Source organism: Haloferax sp. Atlit-12N (genome assembly GCF_003383095.1).
Classification (GTDB): domain Archaea; phylum Halobacteriota; class Halobacteria; order Halobacteriales; family Haloferacaceae; genus Haloferax.
The window spans coordinates 392,722-417,363 of the sequence record NZ_PSYW01000003.1 but is presented as its reverse complement, the minus strand read 5'-3'; the positions used below and the strand labels follow the sequence as shown (position 1 = coordinate 417,363).

At 67.7% G+C, this 24,642-nt stretch carries 18 protein-coding genes; 8 read left to right on the top strand and 10 right to left on the bottom strand.

The features are described from left to right. The first annotated feature begins 9 nt into the window (after positions 1-9). Both C5B90_RS16180 and C5B90_RS16175 read left to right on the top strand, forming a co-directional pair. On the top strand, positions 10-1,389 hold the full coding sequence (locus tag C5B90_RS16180) for an aspartate aminotransferase family protein (RefSeq protein ID WP_115882986.1): 1,380 nt from the start codon (positions 10-12) through the stop codon (positions 1,387-1,389). A gap of 18 nt (positions 1,390-1,407) precedes the next feature. Then, complete coding sequence (locus tag C5B90_RS16175) at positions 1,408-1,794, top strand: Rid family detoxifying hydrolase (RefSeq protein ID WP_115882985.1); 387 nt, start codon at positions 1,408-1,410, stop codon at positions 1,792-1,794. Between the two features lie 71 nt (positions 1,795-1,865). On the opposite strand, the gene C5B90_RS16170 is transcribed toward C5B90_RS16175, so the two are convergent. Further along, positions 1,866-2,519 carry a hypothetical protein gene (locus tag C5B90_RS16170; protein ID WP_115882984.1) on the bottom strand — a complete coding sequence of 218 codons (654 nt, stop codon included), beginning with the start codon at positions 2,517-2,519 and terminating at the stop codon, positions 1,866-1,868. A 458-nt stretch (positions 2,520-2,977) separates the two neighbouring features. Here C5B90_RS16170 and C5B90_RS16165 point away from each other — a divergent pair, with 458 nt between their 5' ends. Together C5B90_RS16165 and C5B90_RS16160 are read left to right on the top strand one after the other, a co-directional pair. Further along, positions 2,978-4,612 (top strand): BCCT family transporter, encoded by a 1,635-nt coding sequence (locus C5B90_RS16165; RefSeq protein WP_115882983.1) that lies wholly within the window; start codon positions 2,978-2,980, stop codon positions 4,610-4,612. Between the two features lie 207 nt (positions 4,613-4,819). After that, positions 4,820-6,178, top strand: coding sequence for an aminotransferase class III-fold pyridoxal phosphate-dependent enzyme (locus C5B90_RS16160; RefSeq protein ID WP_115882982.1), 1,359 nt, complete (start codon positions 4,820-4,822; stop codon positions 6,176-6,178). Positions 6,179-6,250: 72 nt separating this feature from the next. On the opposite strand, the gene ilvA is transcribed toward C5B90_RS16160, so the two are convergent. Beyond that, positions 6,251-7,549, bottom strand: a complete 1,299-nt coding sequence (gene ilvA, locus C5B90_RS16155) for a threonine ammonia-lyase (protein ID WP_115882981.1) — start codon at positions 7,547-7,549, stop codon at positions 6,251-6,253. Further along, complete coding sequence (locus C5B90_RS16150; protein WP_115882980.1) at positions 7,546-8,853, bottom strand: amidohydrolase; 1,308 nt, start codon at positions 8,851-8,853, stop codon at positions 7,546-7,548. Before C5B90_RS16150 ends, ilvA begins: the two co-directional genes overlap by 4 nt. Positions 8,854-8,983: 130 nt before the next feature. On the opposite strand from C5B90_RS16150, the gene C5B90_RS16145 reads away from it, so the two are divergent. Together C5B90_RS16145 and C5B90_RS16140 are read left to right on the top strand one after the other, a co-directional pair. After that, positions 8,984-9,952: a D-2-hydroxyacid dehydrogenase gene (locus C5B90_RS16145; RefSeq protein ID WP_115882979.1), complete on the top strand. Its 969-nt coding sequence runs from the start codon at positions 8,984-8,986 to the stop codon at positions 9,950-9,952. A 6-nt stretch (positions 9,953-9,958) separates the two neighbouring features. Further along, entirely contained in the window at positions 9,959-13,099 is a 3,141-nt protein-coding gene (locus C5B90_RS16140) for an FAD-binding and (Fe-S)-binding domain-containing protein (RefSeq protein WP_115882978.1), read from the top strand. Positions 13,100-13,156: 57 nt separating this feature from the next. Here C5B90_RS16140 and gdhB read toward each other — a convergent pair whose 3' ends face one another. Beyond that, positions 13,157-14,464, bottom strand: a complete 1,308-nt coding sequence (gdhB, locus tag C5B90_RS16135; protein ID WP_199517523.1) for a glutamate dehydrogenase GdhB — start codon at positions 14,462-14,464, stop codon at positions 13,157-13,159. A gap of 26 nt (positions 14,465-14,490) precedes the next feature. Next, on the bottom strand, positions 14,491-15,669 hold the full coding sequence (locus tag C5B90_RS16130) for a M24 family metallopeptidase (RefSeq protein ID WP_058568101.1): 1,179 nt from the start codon (positions 15,667-15,669) through the stop codon (positions 14,491-14,493). A gap of 356 nt (positions 15,670-16,025) precedes the next feature. On the opposite strand from C5B90_RS16130, the gene C5B90_RS16125 reads away from it, so the two are divergent. Together C5B90_RS16125 and C5B90_RS16120 are read left to right on the top strand one after the other, a co-directional pair. After that, positions 16,026-17,048, top strand: a complete 1,023-nt coding sequence (locus C5B90_RS16125) for an LLM class flavin-dependent oxidoreductase (protein ID WP_115882977.1) — start codon at positions 16,026-16,028, stop codon at positions 17,046-17,048. A 66-nt stretch (positions 17,049-17,114) separates the two neighbouring features. Then, positions 17,115-17,471: a hypothetical protein gene (locus tag C5B90_RS16120; protein WP_115882976.1), complete on the top strand. Its 357-nt coding sequence runs from the start codon at positions 17,115-17,117 to the stop codon at positions 17,469-17,471. Positions 17,472-17,498: 27 nt separating this feature from the next. On the opposite strand, the gene C5B90_RS16115 is transcribed toward C5B90_RS16120, so the two are convergent. From C5B90_RS16115 to C5B90_RS16095, 5 genes are all read right to left on the bottom strand, one after another. Continuing rightward, positions 17,499-19,406 carry a hypothetical protein gene (locus tag C5B90_RS16115; protein ID WP_115882975.1) on the bottom strand — a complete coding sequence of 636 codons (1,908 nt, stop codon included), beginning with the start codon at positions 19,404-19,406 and terminating at the stop codon, positions 17,499-17,501. A 7-nt stretch (positions 19,407-19,413) separates the two neighbouring features. Continuing rightward, a complete protein-coding gene (locus C5B90_RS16110) occupies positions 19,414-20,199 on the bottom strand; it encodes a signal peptidase I (protein WP_115882974.1) in 786 nt (261 codons plus the stop codon). A gap of 3 nt (positions 20,200-20,202) precedes the next feature. Next, on the bottom strand, positions 20,203-21,621 hold the full coding sequence (locus C5B90_RS16105; RefSeq protein ID WP_115882973.1) for a TasA family protein: 1,419 nt from the start codon (positions 21,619-21,621) through the stop codon (positions 20,203-20,205). A 106-nt stretch (positions 21,622-21,727) separates the two neighbouring features. Beyond that, the gene (locus C5B90_RS16100; protein WP_115883047.1) at positions 21,728-22,351 is read right to left on the bottom strand and encodes a TasA family protein; all 624 of its coding nucleotides are present in this window, start codon (positions 22,349-22,351) and stop codon (positions 21,728-21,730) included. 207 nt (positions 22,352-22,558) lie between these two features. Continuing rightward, entirely contained in the window at positions 22,559-24,520 is a 1,962-nt protein-coding gene (locus C5B90_RS16095; RefSeq protein WP_115882972.1) for a helix-turn-helix domain-containing protein, read from the bottom strand. Between the last annotated feature and the right edge of the window lie 122 nt (positions 24,521-24,642).

Below are 24,642 nucleotides of genomic sequence, written 5' to 3'. Positions count from 1 at the left end.
GGTTGAGGCATGGTCGCAGGTCCACCGATTCACGAGTTGCACTTCGACGACGCGCCGAGCGTGGGCGACGTTCCGGGGCCGAAATCGACGCGACTCCTCGAAAAACAACAGCGAATCGACAGCAGCGCCGTCTCGTACCCTGAGGATATCCCCATCGCGTTCGACAGCGGGAAGGGCGCGACGGTGCGCGACGCCGACGGCAACACCTTCATCGACATGTTCGCCGGTATCGGCGTGTTGAACGTCGGTCACTCGAACCCGTACGTCCTCGACGCGGTCCACGAGCAGACCGATAAGTTCGTCCACACCGTCGACTTCCCGACGGAGGCCCGACTCGACCTCATCGAGAAACTGGACGAAATCGCGCCCGAGGGACTGCGCGGGAACAACCGCGTCGTCTTCGGCGGTCCGACGGGGAGCGACGCCATCGAGGCGTCTATCAAACTCGCCAAGTACAACACCGAAGGGAGCGGTCTCGTCGCCTTCCGCGGCGCGTACCACGGCGCGACGAGCGGCGCGATGAGCCTCACCGGCAACAAGAAGTTCAAGGGGGACTACTCACCGCTGCTCCCCGACGTGGTCCACGCGCCCTACCCGAACACTATCGAGATGGGCAAGGGACCGCAAGAGGCGGTGGACCACTGTCTCGAAGAGGTCAAGGCCATCTTCGAGGACCCCTACGGCGGCCTCGCCAACCCGGCTGGTATCTTCGTCGAGCCGATTCAGGGCGAAGGCGGCGTCGTCACCCCGCCGAAGGGCTTCCTGAAGGGCCTCCGCGACATCGCCGACGACAACGACGTGCCGCTCGTGTTCGACGAGATTCAGAGCGGCCTCGGTCGCTCCGGCAAGTGGTGGGCCAGCGAGTGGTACGGTGTCACGCCGGACGTGATGACCTCGGCGAAGGCGCTCGGCGGGACCGGCTTCCCGCTGTCGGCGACTATCTACCACGAGGACCTCGATACGTGGGGGTCGGGCGACCACGCGGGCACCTACCGCGGCCACGTCGTCGGGATGCGCGCCGGCACCCGCGCCATCGAGTACATTCAGGAGCACGACCTCCTCGCGCACGCCCGCGACCTCGGCCAGTACATCCGCGGACGGCTCTCCGAAGTCGCAGAAGACAACCCGCGAATCGTGGACGTTCGCGGGAAGGGGCTGTTCATCGGCGCGGAGTTCGTCGACGCCGACGGCAACCCCGACGGCGACGCGGCCGACGCGCTCCAGCAGTACTGCTTCGAGCGCGGCGTGCTGGTGTGGAAGGCCGGCCGGCACGGCAACATCCTGCGCCTGCTCCCGCCGCTCGTGCTCACCCGCGACCTCGCGGAGACGGCGCTCGACGTCATCACCGATGGCATCGAGGCGGTCACGGCCGAAACGCAACGAGTCTAATCACGGTCACACACCACGATGCCACCCGAACGAGTCATCACGGACGACGCCCCGCGCACGGACAACCCCTACTCGCAGGGCGTCGTCGCCGGCGACACGCTCTACGTCTCGGGCTACGGCCCGGTCGACCCCGAGACGGGCGAGGAGGTCGACGGCGACATCGAGGAACAGACCGATCGCGTACTCGACAACATCGCGGCCGTCGTCTCCGAGGCCGGCGGCGACGGCCTCGACGACGCGGTGAAACTGACGGTGTACGTCACCGACCTCGACGACTACGAGCGAGTGAACGAGGCGTACGGCGCGCGGTTCGACGAGGTGCCGCCGGCCCGCGTCTGCGTCGAGGTCGCGCGACTCCCCGGCGACGTACGCGTCGAGATGGACGCGATAGCGTATCTCGGGTAGGTCGCGGGGCGCGGGGGCGCGGAGGCTCGACCGCGCGACCGCCGGTTTTCGGAGGGCCGGCGAACCGCGGTTCAGTCGTTCAGTTCGTCGACTCGGCGGTCTCGTCGCTCGTTCGCGGCGTCGATTCGCTCGATGAACTCGGACATCTGCGCTTTCATGTCGGCGCGCAGGTCGGTCGCCGAGAAGTCGTCGGACTCCGCGAGGAGCCTGACGAACGCCTGTAGCTCCTCGTCCGTGAGCTGGTCGAACGCGCCGCGTTCGAGCTTGTCGATGACGGCGTCCACGTCGATTTGGCCGACCGGTTCGACGTTGAAATCGACCGTGACCATCCGGTAGTCGGAGCCGGCCAGTTCCTGTTCGGCCTTGTTGACGCCCTCGGCGAGCATGTCCTTGAACGGCGTGTAGTAGCCCATCGTCCCGAGATGGAGGAACGCGAGCATGTCGGTGATGCCCCGGGTGTACGCCTCGCGGTCGGCGGCGTCGGGGTTGAACACCGTCTCGCGGTCGCGGTCTTCGAGCGACTCGAACAGGATGGTGAAATCGAGGATGGCGTTGCGGAGGCGGCGTCGAATCCGGTTGCGCTTCTGTTTTTTCGAGTGGTCGGTGTAGTCGGTCTTCCGGCCGAGCAGGAACTCGCGGTCGCTCGGGGTGAGGATGCCGCGGCCGCGGTCGGCGGCGTAGGCGAGGTCGTCGGTGCCGTCCGTTCCGTCGGCGTCGTTTGCCATATACAGAACGCGTGTACGAATTCGATTAAGCGTTACGAACGGGCCGAAAATTCGGGCGAGACGGGCCGAGAATCCGGGAATTCACGGGTTTCGTCTACAGTTCGTGTGAGCACGCCGGGAGCGCGCGAACGAGGAACCCAGTCAGGAGCGAAGCGCCCGACTGCGACGTGACAATCCACCGAAGGCGAACCGTCCACCGATTTTCGACCGTTTGTAAACGGATTTCGTTCTCGGCGTCACCGATAACCACAAATTTTATTGGTAATGTTTGCACTTGTCGTGACGTGGGACATCACGTAGCATGGTGTCCGTCGGAGCGAGAGTATGTCAGACCACAACACAGCACACGCGTGCAACGGTCGTCGTGACGCACAGTTCGGGGCGCGGGCCTCGGCCAGTCAGTCGGGAGGTGACGACCCCGTCCGGACGGGGTCGAACGGAGCGCTCGCCCACGGGGGGTGTCGGCCGTGAGTTCCGCCGACGGCGCAGTCGGGCGCTTCCTCGACGAAATCGAGCCGGTGGTGTTCGCGTTCGGCGCGGCGATAACGCTGCTCTTCGTCGGCGCGTTCAGCCTCAATCCAGAGGCCTCCTACGACTTCGTCCTCGGGATTCGCCGGTGGATTCTCGCCACGTTCAACTGGTTCTTCCTGTTGGCGATGCTCGGATTCGTCCTGTTCCTAGGCTTCGTGATATTCGGGCCGTGGGGGAACCTAAAGCTCGGTGACGAGGACCCAGAGTACGGCTTCCTGTCGTACTTCGCGATGATGTACTCCGCCGGCCTCGCGGCGGGTATCGTCTTCTGGGGTCCTGCAGAGGCGCTGTTCCACTATTCGACGGTCCCGCCGCTGTACGGGGCCGAGGCCCAGTCTTCGGCGGCGATGCCGCTGGCAGTCCAGTACTCCATTTTCCATTGGAGTCTGACCCAGTGGTCGTGTTTCACCGTGATGGGCCTCGCCATCGGCTACTTCGTCTACAACTACGACGCGCCGCTTCGCGTGTCGGCGGTCCTGACGCCGGTGCTCGGCGCGGACAACGTCGACGGCGCGATAGGGAAACTCGTCGACATCCTCGCCGTGTTCGCGACCCTCGGTGGCGTCGCGACTTCGCTGGGCTTCATCGGGAGCCAGTTCATCACCGGCCTGAACTTCCAGTGGGGAATCCAACTCGGCGACGTGGGGACCATCCTCGTCATCACGGGCATGGTCGTCATCTTCACCGTTTCGTTGGTGCTGGGCGTCGACAAGGGGATTCGCCGGCTCTCGAACTTCAACATGGTCGTGTTCTCCCTGTTGATGCTCGCAACGCTGATATTCGGGCCGACCTTCCGCATCCTCGAACTCGGCACGCAGGCGACCGGCGGCTTCATCGGCGACTTCTTCCAGATGAGCCTGTTCACACAGGCCACCGCGGCCAGTTCTGAGAAGTGGGTCAACGCGTGGACCGTCTTCTACTGGCTCTGGCCGCTGGCGTGGTCGCCCTTCGCGGGCCTGTTCATCGCCCGCATCTCGCGCGGTCGGAGCGTCCGGGAGGTCGCGTTCGCCGGTATCGGCGCGACCTCGCTCGCGACGGTCCCGTGGTTCGCCATCGTCGGCGGCGCGGGCGTCATCATGCAGCACACGGGCGCAGCGAACGTCCTCGGGCCGGTCTCCGAGTACGGCGAAGCGGTCTCGGGATACGTCCTCTTCGGTAACCTCCCCATCGTCGGACCGCTGCTCCTGTTCGGGTTCCTCGTGCTCGTGACGACGTTCTTCGTCACCTCCGCCGACTCGTCCACCCTCGCGGTGTCGATGATGACGACCGGCGGCAAAAAGGAACCGTCCGCGCTCAACCGCATCTTCTGGGCCGTCCTCCAGGGTGCGGTGGCGTCCATCCTGATGGTCGTCGGCGGCGTGAACGCCCTGCAGTCCGCGGCGATTATCACGGGCGCGCCGTTCGCCATCATCTGCGTGATAGCGACGCTCGGACTCATCCGAACCTTCCAAGACGACTACGGAAGCCTCCTCCTCCAAGACGAGACGAACCTCTGGGGGAAATCGGAGTCAAGCGGCGGGCAAGCGCCGGCCGCGAACGTCTCCAGCCACGACGACGACTGACGCCGAATCCAGCCAAATCCAGCCGAACGCGGTTCCGTCCCCGTCTCTGTCCCCATCGCCGTCCGTCTCCATTCGACGAAAACCAGCACCGGCCGAGTCCGCCGCGGTCTCGGACGCGCGGCCGAGCGACGAACCCGCCGCGAACAGTACGGTGTGGTAGTTTCTATGATACCAAGTTTTAATGTACACCATTAACAAATCCTGTGTATGGATCGGGATACCGCAGAGCCGGACGCAGCAGCGCTGCCCGGACCCAACGCCGAGAAGTGGGTCGAGTTCCACCACAAGCACGCCGCGCCCAGCGAGTACTCCCACGAGTTCGTCTGGGACGTGACCGCCGAGGCCGACGGCCCGTTCGTCACCGACGTGGACGGCAACGTCCTCTTGGACTTCACCTGCCACATCGGAGCCGCGCCGCTCGGCTACAACAACGAGAAGGTGCTGTCGAAACTCCGGGAGTTCGACCTCGTCGAGCCGATGAAAATCGCCGGTCAGGACATGTACTTCGGAGCCGGTCCTGACCCCGAGACGGCCGACTTCCCCGGAGCGAGCCACCTGATGGACAAACTCACCGACGTGTCCTCCCACTACGGGATGGACACGGTGTTTCTGTCGAACTCCGGGGCCGAGGCCGTCGAGAACGCGATGAAGATAACGCACAACCACAAGGCCCCGGCGAAGTACGGCTACGCCTTCGAAGGGAGCTTCCACGGGCGGACGCTCGGGACGCTCTCGCTCACGAAGTCGAAGGAGGTCTACACCCGCCACTACCCAGAGGTCGCGGGCATCGAGACGGTGCCGTTCTGCGCGGATTCGGGCTGTTCAGCTGACACCTGCGACTGCGGCTTCTTCGCCGGCGGCGGGTCGCAGTTGCGGAACTCCCTGTCGCCGGAGGGCGGCCACGTCAACCCCGACGAGGTCGCGTTCGCGATTCTCGAACCGATTCAGGGCGTCGGCGGCTACCGCTTCCCGAGCGAGGAGTTCATGGCCGAGGTGGGCGACGTCTGCGACACCTACGATATCCCACTCGTCGTGGACGAGATTCAGTCGGGCGTCGGCCGCACCGGCGAGATGTGGGCCGCCGACCACTACCCCATCGAACCCGACGTCATCGCCAGCGCGAAGGGCCTCCGCGTCGGCGCGACCGTCTCGCGGTCCGACGTGTTCCCGACCGAGAAGAACCGCCTCGGGTCGACGTTCGGCGGCGGCGACCTGCTCGCGTCGATGCAGGGCGCGCTCACGCTCGACGCCATCGAGGAGTACGACCTGCTCGACAACGCGACCGAGCGCGGCCGGCAGGCGAAGGAACTCCTCGCCGACGACGCGCCCGACCACGTGGTCGATATCCGCGGCAAGGGCCTGATGCTCGCCGTCGAGTTCGACACCAAACAGCGCCGCGACGCCGTCGTCGAGGCGGCGCTCGACCGCGGCCTGCTCACCCTCGGCTGTGGGAAAAAGACGATTCGCCTCCTGCCCCCGCTCGACTCCACCGAGCGCGAAATCGAGATGGGCGTGGGCATCTTCTGCGAGGCGATGGACGCCGTGGCGACCGAAGTGGCCGCGTGAGCGTCGGCGTCATCGGCCGAACAGCATCGAAAAGACACGGACCCGAAATGGGTCGTCGTTTTTCTGGACTCCTCAGGCCGACTCAGTAGCGTCGCCGCCGCGCTCGTCCAGCGAGTGCGAAGCGACTTCGACGCCGTCGAGCGCCGAAAGCGAGTCAAGCGCGTCCGCGAGGTGATCCGGCCCGCTCCCGTCGAGTCGGACCTCGACCGGGACCCGGTTCGGCGCGTCGGACGCGGTTCGGGCGGCGCGCTCGACGCTATCGAGTTCGGCTCCCGCGTCGGCGATGGCCTCGGAGAGGTCGCCCAGCACCGCCGGCCAGCCGTCGAGTTCGAGGCGCGCTTCGATGGCGCGCCCGAGCGTCTGCATCCCGACGCGGGTCAGTTCGGCGTGTTCGGAGAGACCGACGTTGCCGCCAGAGACGACGGCCGCGATGCGCTCACCCTCGACGTCGACCGCGCCGGAAAGGAGCGCGGCGACCGGGGCCGCGCCGGCCGGTTCGGCGACCGTCTTCGCTCGCTCGGCGAGGACCGTCGTGGCGACCGCGAGGTCCGTATCGTCGACCGAGACCACGTCGTCGACGCGGTCGCGGACGACCGCGAACGTCCGCTCTAACAGTCGCGCGTCGGCGATGCCCTCGGCGACGGTATCGACCTCCGAGAGCATGCGAATCTCGTCGGCCTCCAGCGAGGGCTTGGCGTGGGCCGCGCCCTCGGGTTGGACGCCGACGACGCGCACGTCGGGGTCGCGCGCCTTCATCGCGGTGGCGATACCCGAGATGAGGCCGCCGCCGCCGATGGAGACGAGAACCGTGTCCACGTCGGGCGCGTCGGCCGCGATTTCTCGCCCGACGGTTCCCTGTCCGGCGATGACGGCCGCGTCGTCGAATGGATGGACGAACTCCAGTCTCTCCTCGTCGGCGAGTTGCAAGGCGTGTTCGTACGACTCCTCGTACAGGTCGCCCTCAACGACGACCTCGGCGCCGTAGCCGCGGGTGGCGTCGATTTTGACCGCCGGCGTGATTTCGGGGACGACGATGGTCGTGTCGATGTCCAGCAGGTCACCCGCGAGTGCGACGCCCTGCGCGTGGTTGCCGGCGCTGGAGGCGACGACCCCCCGTTCGCGCACCGACTCGGGGAGTTGCGCCATCGCGTTGTACGCGCCGCGAATCTTGAACGACCCCGTCCGCTGGACGTTCTCCAGTTTGAGGTCGACCCGCTCGGCCCCGCAGCGGTCGGCTATCGTCCGCGAGCTATCGAGCGGCGTCCGGTGGACCACGCCGTCGAGTCGTTCGTGAGCGTCCGCCACGTCGTCCGCGGTGACGATTTCGGACGCTGGCGGTGCCGACTTGCCGGTGACGCGCCCGTCGCTCATTGGTTCGCTCCCGCGATTTCCGGTACTGACTCGACTCCGGCGACGGAGAGAATCGACCGCGTGAGGACGTCGACGCCGGTTTCGAGGCTTCGTTCGTCCACGTCGAACGTCGCAGTGTGGTGGCTCGTCGGGTGGTCGGTGCCGACGATAGAGTAACACGCGAGGCCGCCGTCGCGCTGGACGCGCTCCATGAGGAACGTCGCGTCCTCGCTCGCGCCGAAGTCGGCGGTCGGCACGACGCGGTCGACGCCGCGCACGCCCTCGGCGGCGTCCGCGACCGTCTCCACGAGCTCGGGGTCGCTGTCGGCCCGCGGGCTCTCGCTGACCACGTCGACCGTCGCCTCGCAGCCGTGCAGTTCGGCCGCCTTCTCGAACCGCCGGCGGAGTTCGGACTTCGCGTACTCCATGAGTTCGGTCGTCTCGCCGCGCGCCTCGGCGACGGCCTCGACCTCGTCGGCGATGACGTTGCTGGCGGTGCCCCCTTCGACCCGGCCGACGTTGACGCGGGTCATCCCGTCGGAGTGCCGCGGGATGCCGTAGACGCTCTCGATGGCGGTGCCGAGCGCGTGGATGGCGTTCGCGCCGGCCTCCGGTTCCTTGCCGGCGTGGGCGGTCGTCCCCTCGATTTCCGCGTCGATGTGGCACATGGCGAGCGGTTTCTCGATGCCGGCGACGACCTCGCCCGTCGGGTGGTCGAGGCCGACGTGGACCGCGAAGAAGTAGTCGATGCCGGCGGCGTACTCGCTTTTCGCCATGGGCGCGCCGCCCCCCGAAATCTCCTCCGCGGGCTGGAAGAACACGACGAGGCGACCCGAAAAGTCGCTTTCCTTGACGGCTTCGAGCGTCGCCAGTCCCCACGTCATGTGGGTGTCGTGGCCGCAGGCGTGCATCGTCTCGCCCATCTCCGAGCGGAATCCCTCGGCGGCGGGATCGTGGCCCGCGTCGTCTGACTCCTCGATGAACAGCCCGTCGATGTCGACCCGGAGGCCGACCGTCGGCCCCTCACCGCGGTCGAGAACGGCGACACAGCCGGTCGTCCCGCCGCGGAGGGGTTCGAGGAGGCCCGGGTCGGTCCCGCGGTCGAGCGCCCGCTCGTACCACTCGTCGAGCCGGTCGTCGCTCGGGACGGCCATCCGGTCGTCGGGGTCGTAGGCGTCCGCGCCGACGGCGAGTTCGTCCACGCCGATGGCGCGCAGTTCCTCGACGAGTCGCGCGGTCGTCTGGAACTCGCACCAGCCCGGTTCCGGGTGGCGGTGGAGGTCTCTGCGAAGCTCCGCTAATCGCGCTCGAACGGCGTCAGCCATGCGTACACGTACCACCCGCCACCCACTTAAGTATAAACGGTATCCGTGGACACCGACTACACAAAAAGACTAAGGGAGCGTCACCCAATCGATGTAGCAACCGCGCCCGCGACGCGCGCGACCTATCACCATGACCGAGACAGACATCGTCGTCCTCCGCGAGGGGACCGAGGGCCTTTCGATGGAATCGTACGCCGACGCGCTCCGCGAGCGCCTCCCGGACCGGACCGTGACGCTCGCCCGGACGCCGAAACAGGAACGTGAACTCGTCGCCGACGCCCGCGTGGTCACGGGCATCACGATAGACGAAGACCTCCTAGACCACGCCGACCGCCTCGAATTGTTCGCCTGCACGTTCGCCGGGACCGACCACGTCCCGATGGACGCGCTCGCGGAACACGGCGTCGCCGTCACCAACGCCGGCGGCATCCACGCGCCCGGAATCGCCGAGCAGGCCATCGGCAACATGCTCGTGTTCGCTCGCCGCCTCCACGAGGGCTGGCGGCGCAAGGAGCGCGCCGAGTGGCGGCACTTCCAGTCCGGCGAGTTCACCGACAGCACGGTGACGATTATCGGCCTCGGCTCCATCGGGCAGGCCGTCGCCCAGCGGTTGCAGGGCTTCGAAGTCGAGACTATCGGCATCCGCTACACCCCGTCGAAGGGCGGGCCGACCGACGAAGTCGCCGGCTTCGAATCCGACGCGATTCACGACGCGCTCTCCCGGAGCGAGTACGTCGTGGTCGCATGTCCGTTGAACGACCTGACCCGCGGGCTCATTGGGGACGCGGAGTTCGCCACGATGCCGACCGGCGCGGTGCTCGTCAACGCCGCCCGCGGCGGCATCGTCGACACCGACGCGCTCGTGTCGGCGCTGCGGTCGAACAAGATTCGTGGGGCCGCGCTCGACGTGACCGACCCCGAGCCGCTTCCCGCGGACCACCCGCTGTGGGGGCTGGAGAACTGCCTCATCACGCCCCACACGGGCGGGCACACGCCGAAACACTGGGACCGCCTCGCCGACATCGTCGCCGGAAACCTCGGGCGGCTCGACGAGGGCGAGGAGCTGGAGAACCAAGTGCTGGCCGCCGAGTCGAACTGACTCCCGATGGCGACGCAGGAACGTCCGGACGACTCCAGCGACGGCCAGCGGACCGACTCGTCCGTCGACCCCAGCGACGACCCGCGCGCCGACTACGACTACGTCGGCGGCGACACCGACCGCGAGGCGCTCGTCCGCGACCTCGAACGCCTCGTCGACGGCGACGTGCGGTTCGACGAGTACACCCGACAGCTGTACGCGACCGACGCGTCGGCGTATGAAGTGCTCCCCGTCGGCGTCGTCATGCCGACTTCGACCGCCGACGTAGCGGCCGTCGTGGAGTACTGCGCCGACCGCGAGATTCCCGTCCTCCCGCGCGGCGGCGGCACGAGCCTCGCGGGACAGGCCGTCAACGAGGCGGTCGTCCTCGACCTCTCGCGACACATGAACGGGGTTCAATCGGTGGACGCCGAGGCGGCGACGGCGACCGCACAAGCCGGGGTCACGCTCGCGGACCTCAATAACTCCGCGGCCGACCATGGTCTCACGTTCGGCCCGGACCCCGCGGCGGGCGACCGGAGCGTCCTCGGAGGCGCTATCGGCAACAACTCTACGGGTGCGCACTCGCTGAAGTACGGCAAGACCGACTACTACGTCGAGGAGTGCGAGGTCGTCCTCGCCGACGGGAGCGTCCACCGCTTCGGCGAGGTGCGCGTGGACGAACTCCGGGAGAAAGCCGACCCCGAGAGCGACGCGTGGGGAGCCGACGGTCCGGGGAGTCCGCTTCTCCCCCGAATCTACGCCGAGGTCGTCCGCGTGCTCGACGAGGAGCAAGATGAAATCGACGCCCGCTACCCGGACCTCAAGCGCAACGTCTCCGGCTACAATCTCGACGCGCTGGTCGATGAGGCCCGCGGGGAGCGCCCGCTGGCCGACGGAACCGGCACCGACCCGAACTGCGAGTCGGGGACCGTGAACCTCGCGCGCCTGCTCGCCGGGAGCGAGGGCACTCTCGCCGTCGTGACCGAGGCGACTGTCTCGCTCGAACCGCTCCCGGAGACGAAGGCGGTCGCGCTCCTCACCTACGAGGACGTGTTCGACGCCGCCGCCGACGTGGCCCCCATCCTCGACCACGACCCGGCGGCGGTCGAACTCATCGACGACGTGCTCATCGACCTCGCGCTCGACACCGCCGAGTTCCACGACGTGGCCGCGTCGCTCCCCGACGGGACCCGCGCGGCCCTGCTGGTCGAGTTCTACGCCGACTCCGACGCGGACGGCCGGCGGAAAGTCGCCGACCTACTGACGGCTCGCGCGCCATCGGTGACGCCGGAGGCGACGCCGTCTTCGGGCGTCAGCGTCGCCGACGACGCCCGTGCGTTCGACGCGCTGGAAGCCCACGACGAGGCGGCCCGCGCGGGGCTCTGGGAGATGCGCAAGGCCGCCGCGCCCATCTTGCTGTCACGGACGACCGACGAAAAGCACATCTCGTTCATCGAGGACTGCGCCGTGCCGGCCGACGAACTGCCGGGGTACGTCGAGCGGTTCCGCGAGGTCATCGACGACCACGACGCCAACACGAGTTTCTACGCCCACGCGGGGCCGGGCGTGCTGCACGTCCGCCCGCTCGTCAACACGAAGACGCTCGACGGCCTCGACTCGTTCGAGACCATCGCCGACGAGGTGACCGACTTCGTCGTCGAGGCCGGCGGGTCGGTGTCGGGCGAACACGGCGACGGCCGCGCGCGGACCCAGTGGAACCGCAAACTGTACGGCGACCGTCTCTGGAACGCCTTCCGCGACCTCAAGACCGCGTTCGACCCCGACTGGCTCCTCAACCCGGGGCAGGTCTGCGGCGACGTGTCGATGACCGAGAACCTCCGATTCGACCCCGACTACGAGTTCGACGCCGGATTCGACCCGGAACTCAACTGGGACACGGAAAACGGCTTTCAGGGGATGGCGGAACTCTGCCACGGCTGTGGCGGCTGTCGGGGCGACCAATCGACCACCGGCGGCGTGATGTGTCCGACCTACCGCGCCACGGAGGAAGAGGGGCTGTCCACCCGCGGTCGCGCCAACATGCTCAGACAGGCGATGAGTGGCGACCTCGACGCCGACACGACGGATACCGAGTTCATGCGCGAGGTGCTGGACCTCTGTGTCGGCTGTAAGGGCTGTGCCCGCGACTGCCCCAGCGAGGTCGACATGGCGAAGCTCAAAGCCGAGGTCGAACACGCCCACCACCAGTCTCACGGCGCGAGCCTTCGGGACCACCTGTTCGCCGAAGTGGACCGGCTGAACGAACTGGGCTCGCGACTCGCTCCGCTTTCGAACTGGGCGGCGAAGATTCCGGGCGCGCGGACGGTCATGGAGAAGACCGTCGGTATCGCCAGAGAGCGGTCGCTCCCGACGTTCCACCGCGAGTCGCTGGAAGACTGGTTCGAGGCGCGGGGCGGCGCTCGCGTCCCCGAGGCCGAGGCGACCGACAAGGTGCTTCTGTTCCCGGACAGCTACACCAACTACAACCACCCCGACGCGGGGAAGGCCGCGGTCCGGGTCCTCGAAGCCGCCGGCGTCCACGTCGCGGTTCCGGACGACGTGACCGCGACCGGCCGCCCGGCCCACTCGAAGGGATTCCTCGACCGCTCGCGTTCGCGCGCCGAGACGAACGTCGACGCGCTCGCGCCCCGCGTCGAAGCCGGCTGGAGCGTCGTCCTCGTCGAGCCCTCCGACGCGGTCATGCTCCAGTCGGACTACCTCGACCTACTTTCGAGCGACGCGGCCGAGACTGTCGCCGCCGAGACCTACGGCATCATGGAGTACCTCGACGCGAAGCGTCTCGTGGAGGACCTCGACGCCGCAGCGTCGACGGGCGACGAGACGCTGACGTACCACGGTCACTGCCACCAGAAGGCGACGCGGAAGGACCACCACGCCGTGGGCGTCCTCCGGCGTGCCGGCTACGACGTGGACCCGCTCGACTCCGGCTGTTGCGGCATGGCCGGGAGCTTCGGCTACGAGGCCGAACACCACTCGCTGTCGAAGGCCATCGGCGGCATCCTGTCCGACCAACTCGGTGAAAGCCGCGGCGATACCGTCGTCGCGCCCGGCGCGTCCTGTCGGACGCAACTGGAGGACATGGACGGCGCGGCCGACGACCCGCCACACCCGATAGAGAAGGTCGCCGAAGCGGTCGCTGACTGAGAAGCGCGCCGAAAAAGAACCGCGGGTCGCTTCGAATTTCGCCCGACGCTCAGCGACTCAGGGCCAGAGACCCCGCGTCTCCTTCGCGCCGCCGATGCGAGAGAGCGCGACGACGTACGCCGCGTCGCGCCACGTCAGGTCGCGTTCTTCGACGTGTTCGCGGACCGCGTTCCACGCCTTGAGCATCTCCGCTTCGAGTTCCTCGTGGACGCGTTCGAGCGACCACTGACGGCGGTTGATGTCCTGCAGCCACTCGAAGTACGAGACGGTGACGCCGCCGGCGTTGGCGAGGATGTCGGGGACGACCGGAATCCCGCGCTCTTCGAGGACGGCGTCGGCCGCGAACGTCGTCGGCCCGTTCGCACCTTCGACGACCATGTCCGCCGAGATGGCATCGACGTTCTCGGTCGTGATGACGTTCCCGATGGCCGCCGGGATGAGCACGTCCACGTCGAGTTCGAGCAGTTCCTCGTTCGAGAGCGACTCGGGGGCGTCGTAGCCCGACACCATGCCGGGGCGCTCGTCGTGGCCCTCGACGTCTTGCGTGTCGAGGCCGTCGGGGTCGTAGATGGCCCCGTCCACGTCGGAGACGGCGACCACCTTCGCGCCCCACTCGTCGAGGAGGCGGGCGGCGTTCGCACCGACGGAACCGAACCCCTGGACCGCGACGGTGGTGTCTTCGATGTCCCAGTCGTAGAAGTCGATGGCTTCGCGGGTGACGATGGCGACGGAGCGACCGGGGGCCTCCTCGCGGCCGTACGACCCGCCGATGACCGGCGGCTTGCCCGTCACGACGCCGGGCGTCGTCTCGCCCTGCTGCATCGAATAGGCGTCCATGAACCACGCCATCTCCTGCGGACCGGTGCCCATGTCGGGCGCGGGAACGTCCTTCTTCGGTCCGACGACGTTACGAATCTCCTCGGCGAAGCGGCGCGTGAGTCGCTCGCGCTCCTCGTCGGAGAGCGTCTTCGGGTCGACCGCGACGCCGCCCTTGCCGCCGCCGAACGGCAGGTCCATCACCGCGCACTTCCACGTCATCCACATCGAGAGCCCGATGCACTCGTCGGCGGTCACTTCCGGGTGGTAACGGAGGCCACCCTTGTACGGCCCGCGCACGTCGTCGTGCTGGGCGCGGAAGCCGGTGAACACGTCGAGCGACCCGTCGTCGCGGCGGAGCGGGACCGACACCTGCTGGACTCGTGTCGGGTGCTTCAGACGTGCGACGACGCCGTCGTCGACGTCGGCGTGGCTCGCCGCGCGTTCGAGTTGCCTCCGCGCCGTCGCCAGCGCCGATTCGGGTTCCGACTCCGAGCCGCCGTCGGCGACCGCTTCGCCGTTTCGATTTTTGCCATCTTCGGTCATCATATGAGGGCTGTGACCCGGAGTCATAATTAAGTTGTGAATAGGCGGCGGGGGAAGTCGGCCAGCGGCTCCGCCCCGTCGGACGTGACGACGAACGTCTCGCTGAGTTCGACGCCGAAGTCGTCGAACCAGAGGCCGGGGATGGTGTGGAACGTCATGTTCTCTTCGAGGACGGTCTCGTCGCCGGGGCGGAGGCTCGCCGTGTGCTCGCCCCAGTCCGGCGGGTAGCCGAGCCCCATCGAGTAGCCGATGCGGTCTTTCTTCTCGATGCCGTACTCGGCGATGGTGTCGCGCCACGCCTTCTCGACGGCCTCGCAGGTCACGCCGGGTTCGACCGCGTCGAGCGCGGCTTCCATCCCCTCGACGACGATGTCGGCCCGCCGGGACAGCTCTTCGGGCGGGTCGCCGACGAACGTCGTCCGCGCGAGCGGCGAGTGGTAGCGGTGTCGACAGCCCGAGAGTTCGATGATGACAGGGTCCCCGTCCTCGAATTCGCGGTCGGTCCACGTGAGGTGCGGCGTTCCCGTGTGGTCGCCCGAGGGCATCAGCGGGACGATAGACGGGTAGTCGCCGCCGTAGTCGTCGGTTCCCTCGATGAGCGCCGAGTAGATGGCCTCGGCGGCCTCGTACTCGGGGACGCCCTCCTCGATGACGTCGAGGCCGGCCTGCATCGCGTTCTCGGAGATGCGGGCGGCCTCGCGCATGTAGTCGAGTTCGGCGTCGGACTTCTTGATGCGCACGCGGTTCACGAGGAGCGTCGTGTCCTCGAAACTCGCCTCGGGGAGGTTCTTCTGCAGGCGCGTGTAGGACTTCGCGGTGAAGTAGTACGCGTCCATCTCGAGGCCGACACGGGCGTCGTCGACGCCGAGGTCCTCCAGCACGGCCGCGACGAAGTCCATCGGGTGGAGGTCGTGCGGCGACTGGACGTGGTCGTCGCTGTACGGCCGGATGCTCTCCTCGCTCAACGTGGTTGTCGCGCGCGCGCCGTTGGCGTCCATGTCGCGGCCGACCCACACGGGTTCGTCGCGGTCCCGCGTGACCACGACGCCCTGATGGACGTAGAACGACCACCCGTCGTAGCCGGTGAGATAGTTCATGTTCGCGGGGTCGCTCACGAAGAGCGCGTCCAGCCCGCGTTCGGCCATCCGCTCTTTCGTCCGGGCGATGCGTCTGTCGTACTCGGCGCTGTCGAACACGGCTCTTGGCATGGGAACCTCTATCGAACCATCGGATAGGGCCCGTAAAAATTTTTTGTGGACCGTGGTCACGGATACTGTGTACACTGGCGAGAGAGAACAATCACAAGATTGTATTATTTCAGCAATACAAATCCCCATAGAACGAGAGGAAAAGATAGCATCAGTTGTCGGTTGGTATAGTCGCTTTGTACAGCAGTTATGGAGGCATAACAAATGTAAATTATCTAGATTATTCAAAAGGTTTGGGAAATCCAGATTATAGTGAATTTAGAATAGAACAATTCTGACCGTTTTGGAAACCGCAGGAACAGTACGCATCTGCTGGGAGCCCAATCGTTATTCCTCACAGTCTCGGAGGCGGGGGTATGGACCTCTCCGTCGTCGACCTCTCACCGGTTCCCCAAGGCGGGACCGCGACCGACGCGTATGCGAACACCGTCGAAGCCGCCAAGCAAGCCGAGCGACTGGGCTACTCGCGCTTCTGGGTCGCCGAGCACCACGGCATGGCGAACACCCTCGCGGGGACGACGCCCGAGGTGTTGCTCGGCCACCTCGCCGCGGAAACGGACTCGATTCGACTCGGTTCCGGCGCGGTACTGCTCAACCACTACAGCCCGTTCAAGGTCGCAGAACAGTTCGGCGCGCTCGACGGACTCGCACCCGGTCGCATCGACGCCGGCCTCGGCCGGGCGAACGGGTCGCCCGCGTCGGACCAGGCGCTCGGGACGGACCGACACGTCGAGGACCCCGACGGCGACCACGCCGAGAAGGTCGAGGCCGTCGTCAACCACCTCTACGACGACTACCCCGACGAACACCCCTACGCCGACCTCGAAATCCCGCGGGGCGGCGGCGACCCGCCGGTCCCGTGGGTGCTCGGGTCGAGTCCGTCGAGCGCGACTATCGCGGGCGAACTCGGGTTGCCCTACTGCTTCGCGGGCTTCATCAGACCGCAGTTCGCCGTCCACTCCTTCGAGGAGTACCGCGAGAGCTTCCAGCCGTCGCCGCTGGCCGGCGGCATCGACGAACCCCACGGCATGGTCGCGGTGAACGCCGTCTGCGCCGAGACCGACGAGGAGGCGGCGCGACTCCGCGCGGTGGCCGAGGCGACGTACAAGCGGATGCGCCGCGGCGAGGTCGGCACGAGACCGACCGTCGAGGAGGCGATTGACGAACTCGGCGGCGTCCCCGAGCCCACGCCCGCGACCCTCGGGGCGAAGGAGTGGCCGCGGGCGATTTCCGGCAGTCCCGAGACGATTTCGGGGCTGTTGGACCAGCTCGCGGAGCGCGTCGGGGCCGACGAGATGATGATTCAGCACGTCGTCGGCGACCACGAAGACGGCCTCCGCTCGCACGAACTGCTCGCTGAGGGCGTCGGCCTCGTCTGACGCGTCGGCTTCCGCGACAGTCCGCCGGCCCGGATAATTCATATTCCGGACCCCGAAACGTAGGGTGTGTCACGCCTACGTCATCTCCGGCTCGAAGACACCCCCTTCGAAGCGAGAGAGTTCTCACTCCTCTGGCTCATCGCGCTCTCGACCTACGGCGTCGGCGACATCGTCACGACGCTCACCATCCTCTACTACGAGCGACGGTTCGACGAGGCGAACGCCCTCCTCGTGGCGAGCACGGACGCCCTCGGGCGGTGGGGGCTCGTCCTCCCGAAACTCGCCGTCTTCTTCCTCTGTCTCGGAATCTGCGTCTACGGCGCTCGCGTGGGCGATAAAGTACTGTACTACCTCCCGCCGGTCACGCTCGCCGTCATCGGAGCGTTCGCCACGGCGTTCAACCTCCGTCTCTTCGTCGGGTGAACGGCGGGAAATCTGACTGCGGAGCGCTCAGTCGGTCGCCTGTTCAAGCGTGAAGACGAACTCCACGTCGATGCTGTCGGTCTGTATCTCGTTGCCGGCCGACTCCCGAATCCGCCACTCGACGACGAGCGACAGGGACTCCCCACCGTCGAGGCGGCCGAGCGAGACGGACTCGTTCCACACGTCGGCGAAGTCGAGATACGTCGTTTCGTCGCCGAGGACGTAGGTACTCGTCCCGTTCGCCCGCTCGACGCGAAGCCGGACGGCGAGCGCCTCGTGGAGTTCGCCCTCGTCGGCTCCGCCGGTCGAATCGACCGACAGTTCGGGACCGGAGCGACCGTTTTCGGCGGACTCGAACGGCATCGAATCCAGCGTCAACACGCCGGGGTCGCGCCCGCGATTGGTGAGCGTCCCCGTCGAGTTGCCCGCGGAGCCGGGTGCGACCGACTGCGTGTCGAGGAGCGAGACGCCGGCCCCGCCGGACCCGAGTTCGAGGTCGACGCCCTCCGGGGCGCTCCCGGCGGTGTTCTCCACGGTCACGTCGAACGACGCGGTCTCCTCGGTTCGGGCGACCTCTGTCGAGTCGCGGAAGAACACCGCGGTCACGGAGACGTAGCCCGTCGTGACAGTCGTCTCGCCGTCGTCGGTGGCGGCGAAGCCGTCGGTTCGGTCGCCGTCGGCGTAGGTCACGTCGGAGCCGAGCGCGGTGGTGATATCCACCGGACTCGACTCACGGAGCGTGACGCGGCGCTCCTCCTGCCAGCCGTCGTCCGGTGCCCACGTGTTCACCACGAGAACCACGCTATCGACCGAGCCGGACCACGAAAGCGTCCCGGTCACGGGACCGCTGAGCGTCCCGACCGTCCCGTCGGCGCTTCGGACCGTCGGCGGGTCGGCTGCCTCGACCGTCAGCGTCGGGTCGGGCGCGGGCGACGATGCGGCCGTGGTCGTGGTCGTCGTTTGGCTGTCGCCGCCGGAGCTACCACCACCGGATCCACCACCACCGCCACCACCGGACGAGCGCGCCGTAGTGGTCGGCTCGGGGGTGTTGGGGGTGCTCGTCGGCGTGGGCGTTGGGGCCGGTGCCGATGTCCGAGTCGGCGTCTCCGTCGAATCGGTGTCTGTCGTCGTAGCCGGCGTTGTCGTCGCAGTCGCTGTCGGCGTCGGTGTGGGTGTGGGTGTGGGTGTGGGTGTGTCGTCAGACTCGTTCGTCTCGTCTGGTGGGTCGTCCGGGGTCGGCGGGGGCGGCGTCACGGTGACCTCCGGCGGCGACGGTTCGGGGTCGCCGTCGCCCCGGAGGTCGGAGAGAACGTCGTTGATGCCGGTGTCGTCGAGGAAGCGGTCGATGCTCCCGGGAGCGGCCAAGCCGGTTCCGACCAGCACGATGCCGATGACGACGAAGACGATGACTAGCCGGCCGGCGACGTGCGAGAGTCGCGGCGAGAGCGTACCGAGAAGCTTCGCCGAAAAGAGCGAGGCGAGCGACAGGGGTATCGGGAGCAGACCCGCCCGCGGCGGGCGGTACTCGACCACCAGCGCCGTCTCGGTGGGCCGGTCGCCGGGTTCGACCTCGTCACCGACATCGACCGAGCGCTCGTCGGTACGCGGTTCGCCGTCCTCGTCGGTCGAGGCGCGCTCGACGGTCGTTGGGTCGGCGTCATCGACGAACGACGCCGACCGCGGGTCCCAGCGCCGGACCGCTCGCACGACCCCGTAGACGGGGAGGCGCTCGCCGGGGAGACAAAGCACGCGGTCGCCGCGTTCGAGGCGCTCGAAGTCGACCTCATCGAAGTCGTCTGCGCCGCGGTCGTCCGCGTCTCGGTCGGCCTCCGCCTCGTCGACGAGGCGGCGGCACCGGGTCGCGTCGGCGAGAATCAGCTCGGGCGACTGCTCCGGCGACCAGTCGAGCGGGTCCGTGCCGTCCGGGCCGCTCACGGGAGCATCACCGCCCGTCCTCGGGGCCGAGTGTCTCGTCGGCCGCCGTCGCCGCCGCATCGCGGTCTGCGGGTTCGGTCACCCACTCGATACCGTCGGTCGAATCGGAGGTGGCGGGGTCAGAGGCGGAAGACGAGGAGGACAGTTCAACGACTGCGACGGGGTCCGAGAGACGGACGCCGGTCCGCTCCGGGGAGAGCGTGACGCCTCCGTCCGAGGCGCTGACGTAGCCGGCGTCGATACCGTCAGACTCGTCGGGGTCGACCTCGACGAGCGCGTCGGTGTACAGCGAGTAGAGTTCGGTCACGACGAGGAGCACGCCGGGGAGGATGACGAACAGGACCAACCCGAGTTGCGACTGCGCGAACTGCGAGGCGAGTCCGAGGTACGGTACGTGGAACCAGACGCGGCCGACGACACGGTCAGCGGCGACGGGGTCCGAGTCGACGTCCTCGTTGGCGTCGCCCTTCGTCCGGAACACCGGGCTATCGCCGCTTCGGTCCACCGCGACGACCCGATGGGTCACGCGGTCGGTCCGCTCGTCGGTGATGGCGCTTCCGGCCTCCCGGTAGGTGATGATGTCGCCCTCCGAGATGTCCGCGGGCGGAACGTCGCGGACGACCACCACGTCGCCGGCGTTGAACGTCGGCGACATGCTCCCAGAGAGGACGGTGTAACTGGCCTCGGCACCGAAAACCTGCGGTGCGGCGAGCACGACGACGAGGGCGACGGCGACGAGGAGGACGACGCCGCCGAGGACGCGGGCCGCCGCGGCGAGGCGAGACCAGTTCATCGGTCAGTCGTCTCCCTCGTCGTCTTCGTCGTCCTCATCGTCATTACCGTCATCGTCCTCGTCCTTGTCGTCGCTATCCCAGTCTCCGTCGTGACCATGGTGGTCGTCGTCATCGTCATCGTCGCCGTCGTGATGACCGTTATCGTCGTCGTCCGTCTTGACGTCGACGCGCACCACGAGGTCGTCGGGGTCGACGTCCTCGTCGGCGTCCCACGAGAACCGGAGCGTGCCGGTGAGCGAGAACGACCCGTCTATCTCGCGGTCGATGCGGACGTGGCTCGTGCCGGTCGCGTCGACCGAGACATCGGCGAGGGGGCTCGTCTCCCCGTCCGCGGAGAGTTCGAGGTCCGAGACGGCGACCGACGACCCGGCGGCCGAGGCGGAGACGGTAACGCCGAGCGCGACGGCGTCGTCCGCGCCGACGCCCTGCGCCTTCCGCCCGTTCTTGTCCGGGTACTCGGTGCCGCCGACAGTCATCGTCACCTTGCTCCCGTCGAAGTCGACACGGAACGACTCGGTCTGTCCCGAGGTCCACGCGTGCTGCCAGTGGTCGTTCTGCTTGTGGACGCGGGTCTCGGAGCTTCCGGCGCGCTTCAGCACCGCGACTTCGTAGTTCTCCGGTTCCGAGTTGCCGTGAACGGAGTCGTCGTCGGGGTCGCCGTAGCGGGTGAGCGTCGCCCAGTCCCAGCCGCCCATCGCCTCGCGGGCGTCGCCGGAGCCGGACGATGAATCATCGTCTCCGTCGTCGTCGTCTCCGTCATCGTCGTCGTCGACCTCGCAGGTCGCGCCGCCGTCGTCGTCGGACCGCTGGTCGAGCGCGAATCGGAGGTCGACGCCTGCGATATCCGAGGCGACTTCGTTGCCGGCGCTCGACGGGAGTCGCCACGCGATGTAGAACTCCACCGACTCGCCGGATTCGAGTTCATAGTCGAGGTCGAACGTCTCGTCCGCGACGAAAATCGAATCGAGGGTCGCGTAGTCGGAACTGCCGCAGAGGAACGTCTTCGACCCGTCGGGGGCTTCGAGCCACGCGCGGATTTCGAGCACCTGCGCGAGTTCACCGTCCCCGACGCGGGGGTCGTTCTGCGACGGGGGCTCAGACTGGCCGTTCTCGTCGTCGGTGACGCCGAGTACGTCGATGTCGAGGAATCCGGTGAGCGACCCACGGTTACGGAGCGTCACCGACGCGGTGCCGCTGTCGCCGGGCGCGAGGCCAGACTCTTCGAGGAACGTGAGCTGCTCATCGTCACCATCGACCGATAGGTCGAGCGTGCCGACGCCGAACGACGCGTCGGCGCGCTCGGTGTCGGAAAACGCCGAGTAGGTGCCGACGCCCGCGGCGGCGCTTCCGGCGCTAATCGTGAAGAGTCCGCCGAGGAATCGGCGTCGGGTGAGCGTCAGCGTTGGTGTCTGTTTCGGCATTGAGTGGCGTCGATGAGTGCGTCCTGACGGCCGTGACGAAAGAGGTGAACTCGGTCGGATGCGACCGGGTCGCGTCGTCTGCGTCGCCCGCGAACGCGAAGTGTGATTACTGGCTGTCTCGCTGGTTCAGTTCGAAGTCGAACTGGATATCGAGGCCGTCGGCTTGGAACTCGTTGCCGGCGCTCTCCTGCATCTCCAGCGCGAACGAGAACGTCTTGGTCTCGCCGGATTCGAGCGCGATGTCCCGAACGTTGGAGTCGTCGTCCTCGCCGTCGTTGTTGGCGACTACGTCCGCGAGGGTTGCCGAGCCGCCGAAGCGGTCGGCGAGCACGTCGAGGCTCCCGACTTCGAACGTCGTCACGTCGAGGACGCCCGCGAGGTCCGCCACGGAGGCGTCCACGTCGCCGTCGTCGCCGGCCGTATCGTCGCTGTCGTTTTCGGTCAGCGTGAGGTCGATATCGAGGCTCCCGTCGAGCGTCCCGTCGTTTTCGAGGTCGACCTCGAAGGTGTCGGTCTCGTCGCCGGGCGCGAGGCCCGTGGCGCTGAAGCTCGCGGAACTGGCCCCGTCAGCGAGGCTCAGCGTCCCCGCTTGGAGCGTGTTCTCGGTGCTCGATTCGGTGTCGTTGAAGAGGGCGAACGTGCCCACCCCGGCTGCGGCGCTTCCCGCACCAATCGTGAGGAGTCCTCCGAGGGCGCGGCGTCGTGTGAGTTTGAATACTTTCTCTGGCATCGGTTTCTCCGTGCGGCCCACCATACACCCACTCCCTTCCGTGATGTTCTGGGTGGGGTGACCTTCAGTAATCTCTACTCGATTACTCGGGAATAACCTGATACCCCCACTATGCGGTATCCGGCAAAAACCGAGCGACGTGATAGCCTTCGTCACAGGGGTTCCGAGCCGAGGAGCGACCGGGCGCGTCGGCTCGGTTCGACCGGACTACGCACCGTCTCGCTCACCGTCGAACAGCTCGGCGAAGACCTTCCGCTGGGCCGCCCTGAGATGTTGGGTGAACGTCGACCGCGAGACGCCAATGGCCTCGGCGACCTCGGCGGCGCTGCGGCGTTTCGGACGCTCGAAGTAGCCCGTCCGGTACGCGACTTCGAGCGACTCGCGCTGTCGGTCGGTGAGTCCGGCCAACACGCTGGCCCCGATATCGGACTCGACGGACCGGTGGTTCCGGGCGGTCATGACGACGCTGTCGAAGGCGGCCGCGAGCGCCTCGACGAACGGCCCGGCGGGTCGCCGCCGGGGGAGGTCGACGACGACTGTTGCCTCGCCGGCGGCCACGACGATGCGGTGGAGGACGCCGCCCGCATCGGCGATGGCCGTCCCCAGAGAGGGCGCGACCGTGTCGAACTGCGCCCGGACGACCCCTTCACCAGCGGTCACGTCACCCGGCGTCACGCCGTCGATACTCGCCAGCGCGTCGGTCACCGCGGCCTCGGTTGCGCCGCGGACTGTCACGAAGTAGCGCTCGCTGTCGCCGCGGGGCAACACCGTGTGGACGACGAGTTCCGCGTCGCCGCCGAGCGCGTCGCCGACCGCCAGAATCCCCGCTTCGTCGTCGCGGACACTGAGGCGGACGCGGACGACCTCGTCGGCCACGAGCGCCTCGCGGCTTTCGGCGGTGCTGAGGGCGTAGCTGAGCGTCTCCGCCAGTTCTTCGAGCCGTCTGCGCTCCCGGTCGTCGTTCGCACCCCGGTTGTACACGCCGAGGACGCCGTAATCGACGCCACCGTACCGGAGTGCGACCGCGACCGCGGTTTCGATACTGGCCGCGGCCGCGGCCGTCGTCCACCCATCATCTGGAGCGCGCTCGTCCCCGACGGCGCGGACGACCGTCGCACCCTCGCGGAAGGCGGTCAGACTCGGTTCGGACGAGTCGCGCCGCACGGCCGCATCGGCGTCGAGAACGCTGGCTGCTCGGAGGTACGACCCGTCACCTTCGACCGCGAGCGGGTCGAGTCCGCCGCCGGCGGTCCGCTCGCCAACCCACGCCACGGCGGTCTCGGGGTCGCTCCCGATGTACCGGCAGAACGCCTCCGCGACCTCCATGCGCGAGGAGTGTCGGACGAGAATCTCGCGAATCGCCTCCTTCGTGTCGCGCTCGCGTTCGAGTCGGCGCTGGTGGTGGACCTGCGCCGTGATGTCGCGGAGGACGCCGATAGTCCCGGGCAGGCCGTCGTCGATGACGTGGTCCACATCGAGGATGCAGTGGCGGGTCTCGCCGCCGCGGGTGCGGATGCGGATATCGAGCGACTGCGGGGCCGACAGGTCGAGCGCGTCGCGGACGCGGACCCGGTCGTCCGGATGGACGACCGTCTCAACGATGTCGCCGGCGAGGAGCGCCGCGCGGTCGTAGCCGGTGAGCGTCGTCGCCGCCTCGTTGACGAGGACGACCGCACCGTCCCGGGCGACGAAGATAGCGTCGCGGACGTTCTCGACGAGCGTCCGGTAACGCGCCTCGCTCTCCGCGAGCGCGCGCTCTGTCCGGTGCTTGTCGACCGCCGTTCGGACGCGCGTGGCGAGCGCCGCGGCGCTGTCGCCGACGCTCGTCTTGACGATGTAGTCGTCCGCGCCGGCCGACAGCGCGCTGCTGGCGAGCCCCTCGTTTCCGGCGCCGGTAAAGAGGAGAAACGGGAGGTCCGGTCGGTCTTCGCGGACCGCCGCCAGCAGTTCGATACCCGTCCGACCGGGCATGTAGTAGTCGCTGACGACGCACTCGACGTCGTCGGTGAGGCAGTCGAGCGCCCCGTCGACGCTGTCGGCCGCTCGAACGTCGAAGTCGGGTGCCTCCTCGCGGAGTCGCTGCACGACGAGCGTCAGCCAGTCGCGGTTGTCGTCGACGAGGAGGACCGCGACGGGGTCCGCGCTCGTCTCGTCTGTCGTCTCGGTCACAGCGGTTCTGCCGTCCGTGGCACACCAACCGCGATAAACTGTTCGAATGTGAGGACAGTTTACGCCGACATCGAGACGAAGCCAGTTTCCGAACAAGTACATCTAAATACCAGAGCGGGAAC

Coding starts and splice junctions, on each gene's coding strand:
- C5B90_RS16145 (WP_115882979.1), top strand. CDS start 8,984: ATGACCGAGACAGACATCGTCGTCCTCCGCGAGGGGACCGAGGGCCTT.
- C5B90_RS16170 (WP_115882984.1), bottom strand. CDS start 2,519: ATGGCAAACGACGCCGACGGAACGGACGGCACCGACGACCTCGCCTAC.
- C5B90_RS16105 (WP_115882973.1), bottom strand. CDS start 21,621: ATGCCGAAACAGACACCAACGCTGACGCTCACCCGACGCCGATTCCTC.
- C5B90_RS16140 (WP_115882978.1), top strand. CDS start 9,959: ATGGCGACGCAGGAACGTCCGGACGACTCCAGCGACGGCCAGCGGACC.
- gdhB (WP_199517523.1), bottom strand. CDS start 14,464: ATGATGACCGAAGATGGCAAAAATCGAAACGGCGAAGCGGTCGCCGAC.
- C5B90_RS16180 (WP_115882986.1), top strand. CDS start 10: ATGGTCGCAGGTCCACCGATTCACGAGTTGCACTTCGACGACGCGCCG.
- C5B90_RS16130 (WP_058568101.1), bottom strand. CDS start 15,669: ATGCCAAGAGCCGTGTTCGACAGCGCCGAGTACGACAGACGCATCGCC.
- C5B90_RS16160 (WP_115882982.1), top strand. CDS start 4,820: ATGGATCGGGATACCGCAGAGCCGGACGCAGCAGCGCTGCCCGGACCC.
- C5B90_RS16125 (WP_115882977.1), top strand. CDS start 16,026: ATGGACCTCTCCGTCGTCGACCTCTCACCGGTTCCCCAAGGCGGGACC.
- ilvA (WP_115882981.1), bottom strand. CDS start 7,549: ATGAGCGACGGGCGCGTCACCGGCAAGTCGGCACCGCCAGCGTCCGAA.
- C5B90_RS16100 (WP_115883047.1), bottom strand. CDS start 22,351: ATGCCAGAGAAAGTATTCAAACTCACACGACGCCGCGCCCTCGGAGGA.
- C5B90_RS16150 (WP_115882980.1), bottom strand. CDS start 8,853: ATGGCTGACGCCGTTCGAGCGCGATTAGCGGAGCTTCGCAGAGACCTC.
- C5B90_RS16175 (WP_115882985.1), top strand. CDS start 1,408: ATGCCACCCGAACGAGTCATCACGGACGACGCCCCGCGCACGGACAAC.
- C5B90_RS16110 (WP_115882974.1), bottom strand. CDS start 20,199: ATGAACTGGTCTCGCCTCGCCGCGGCGGCCCGCGTCCTCGGCGGCGTC.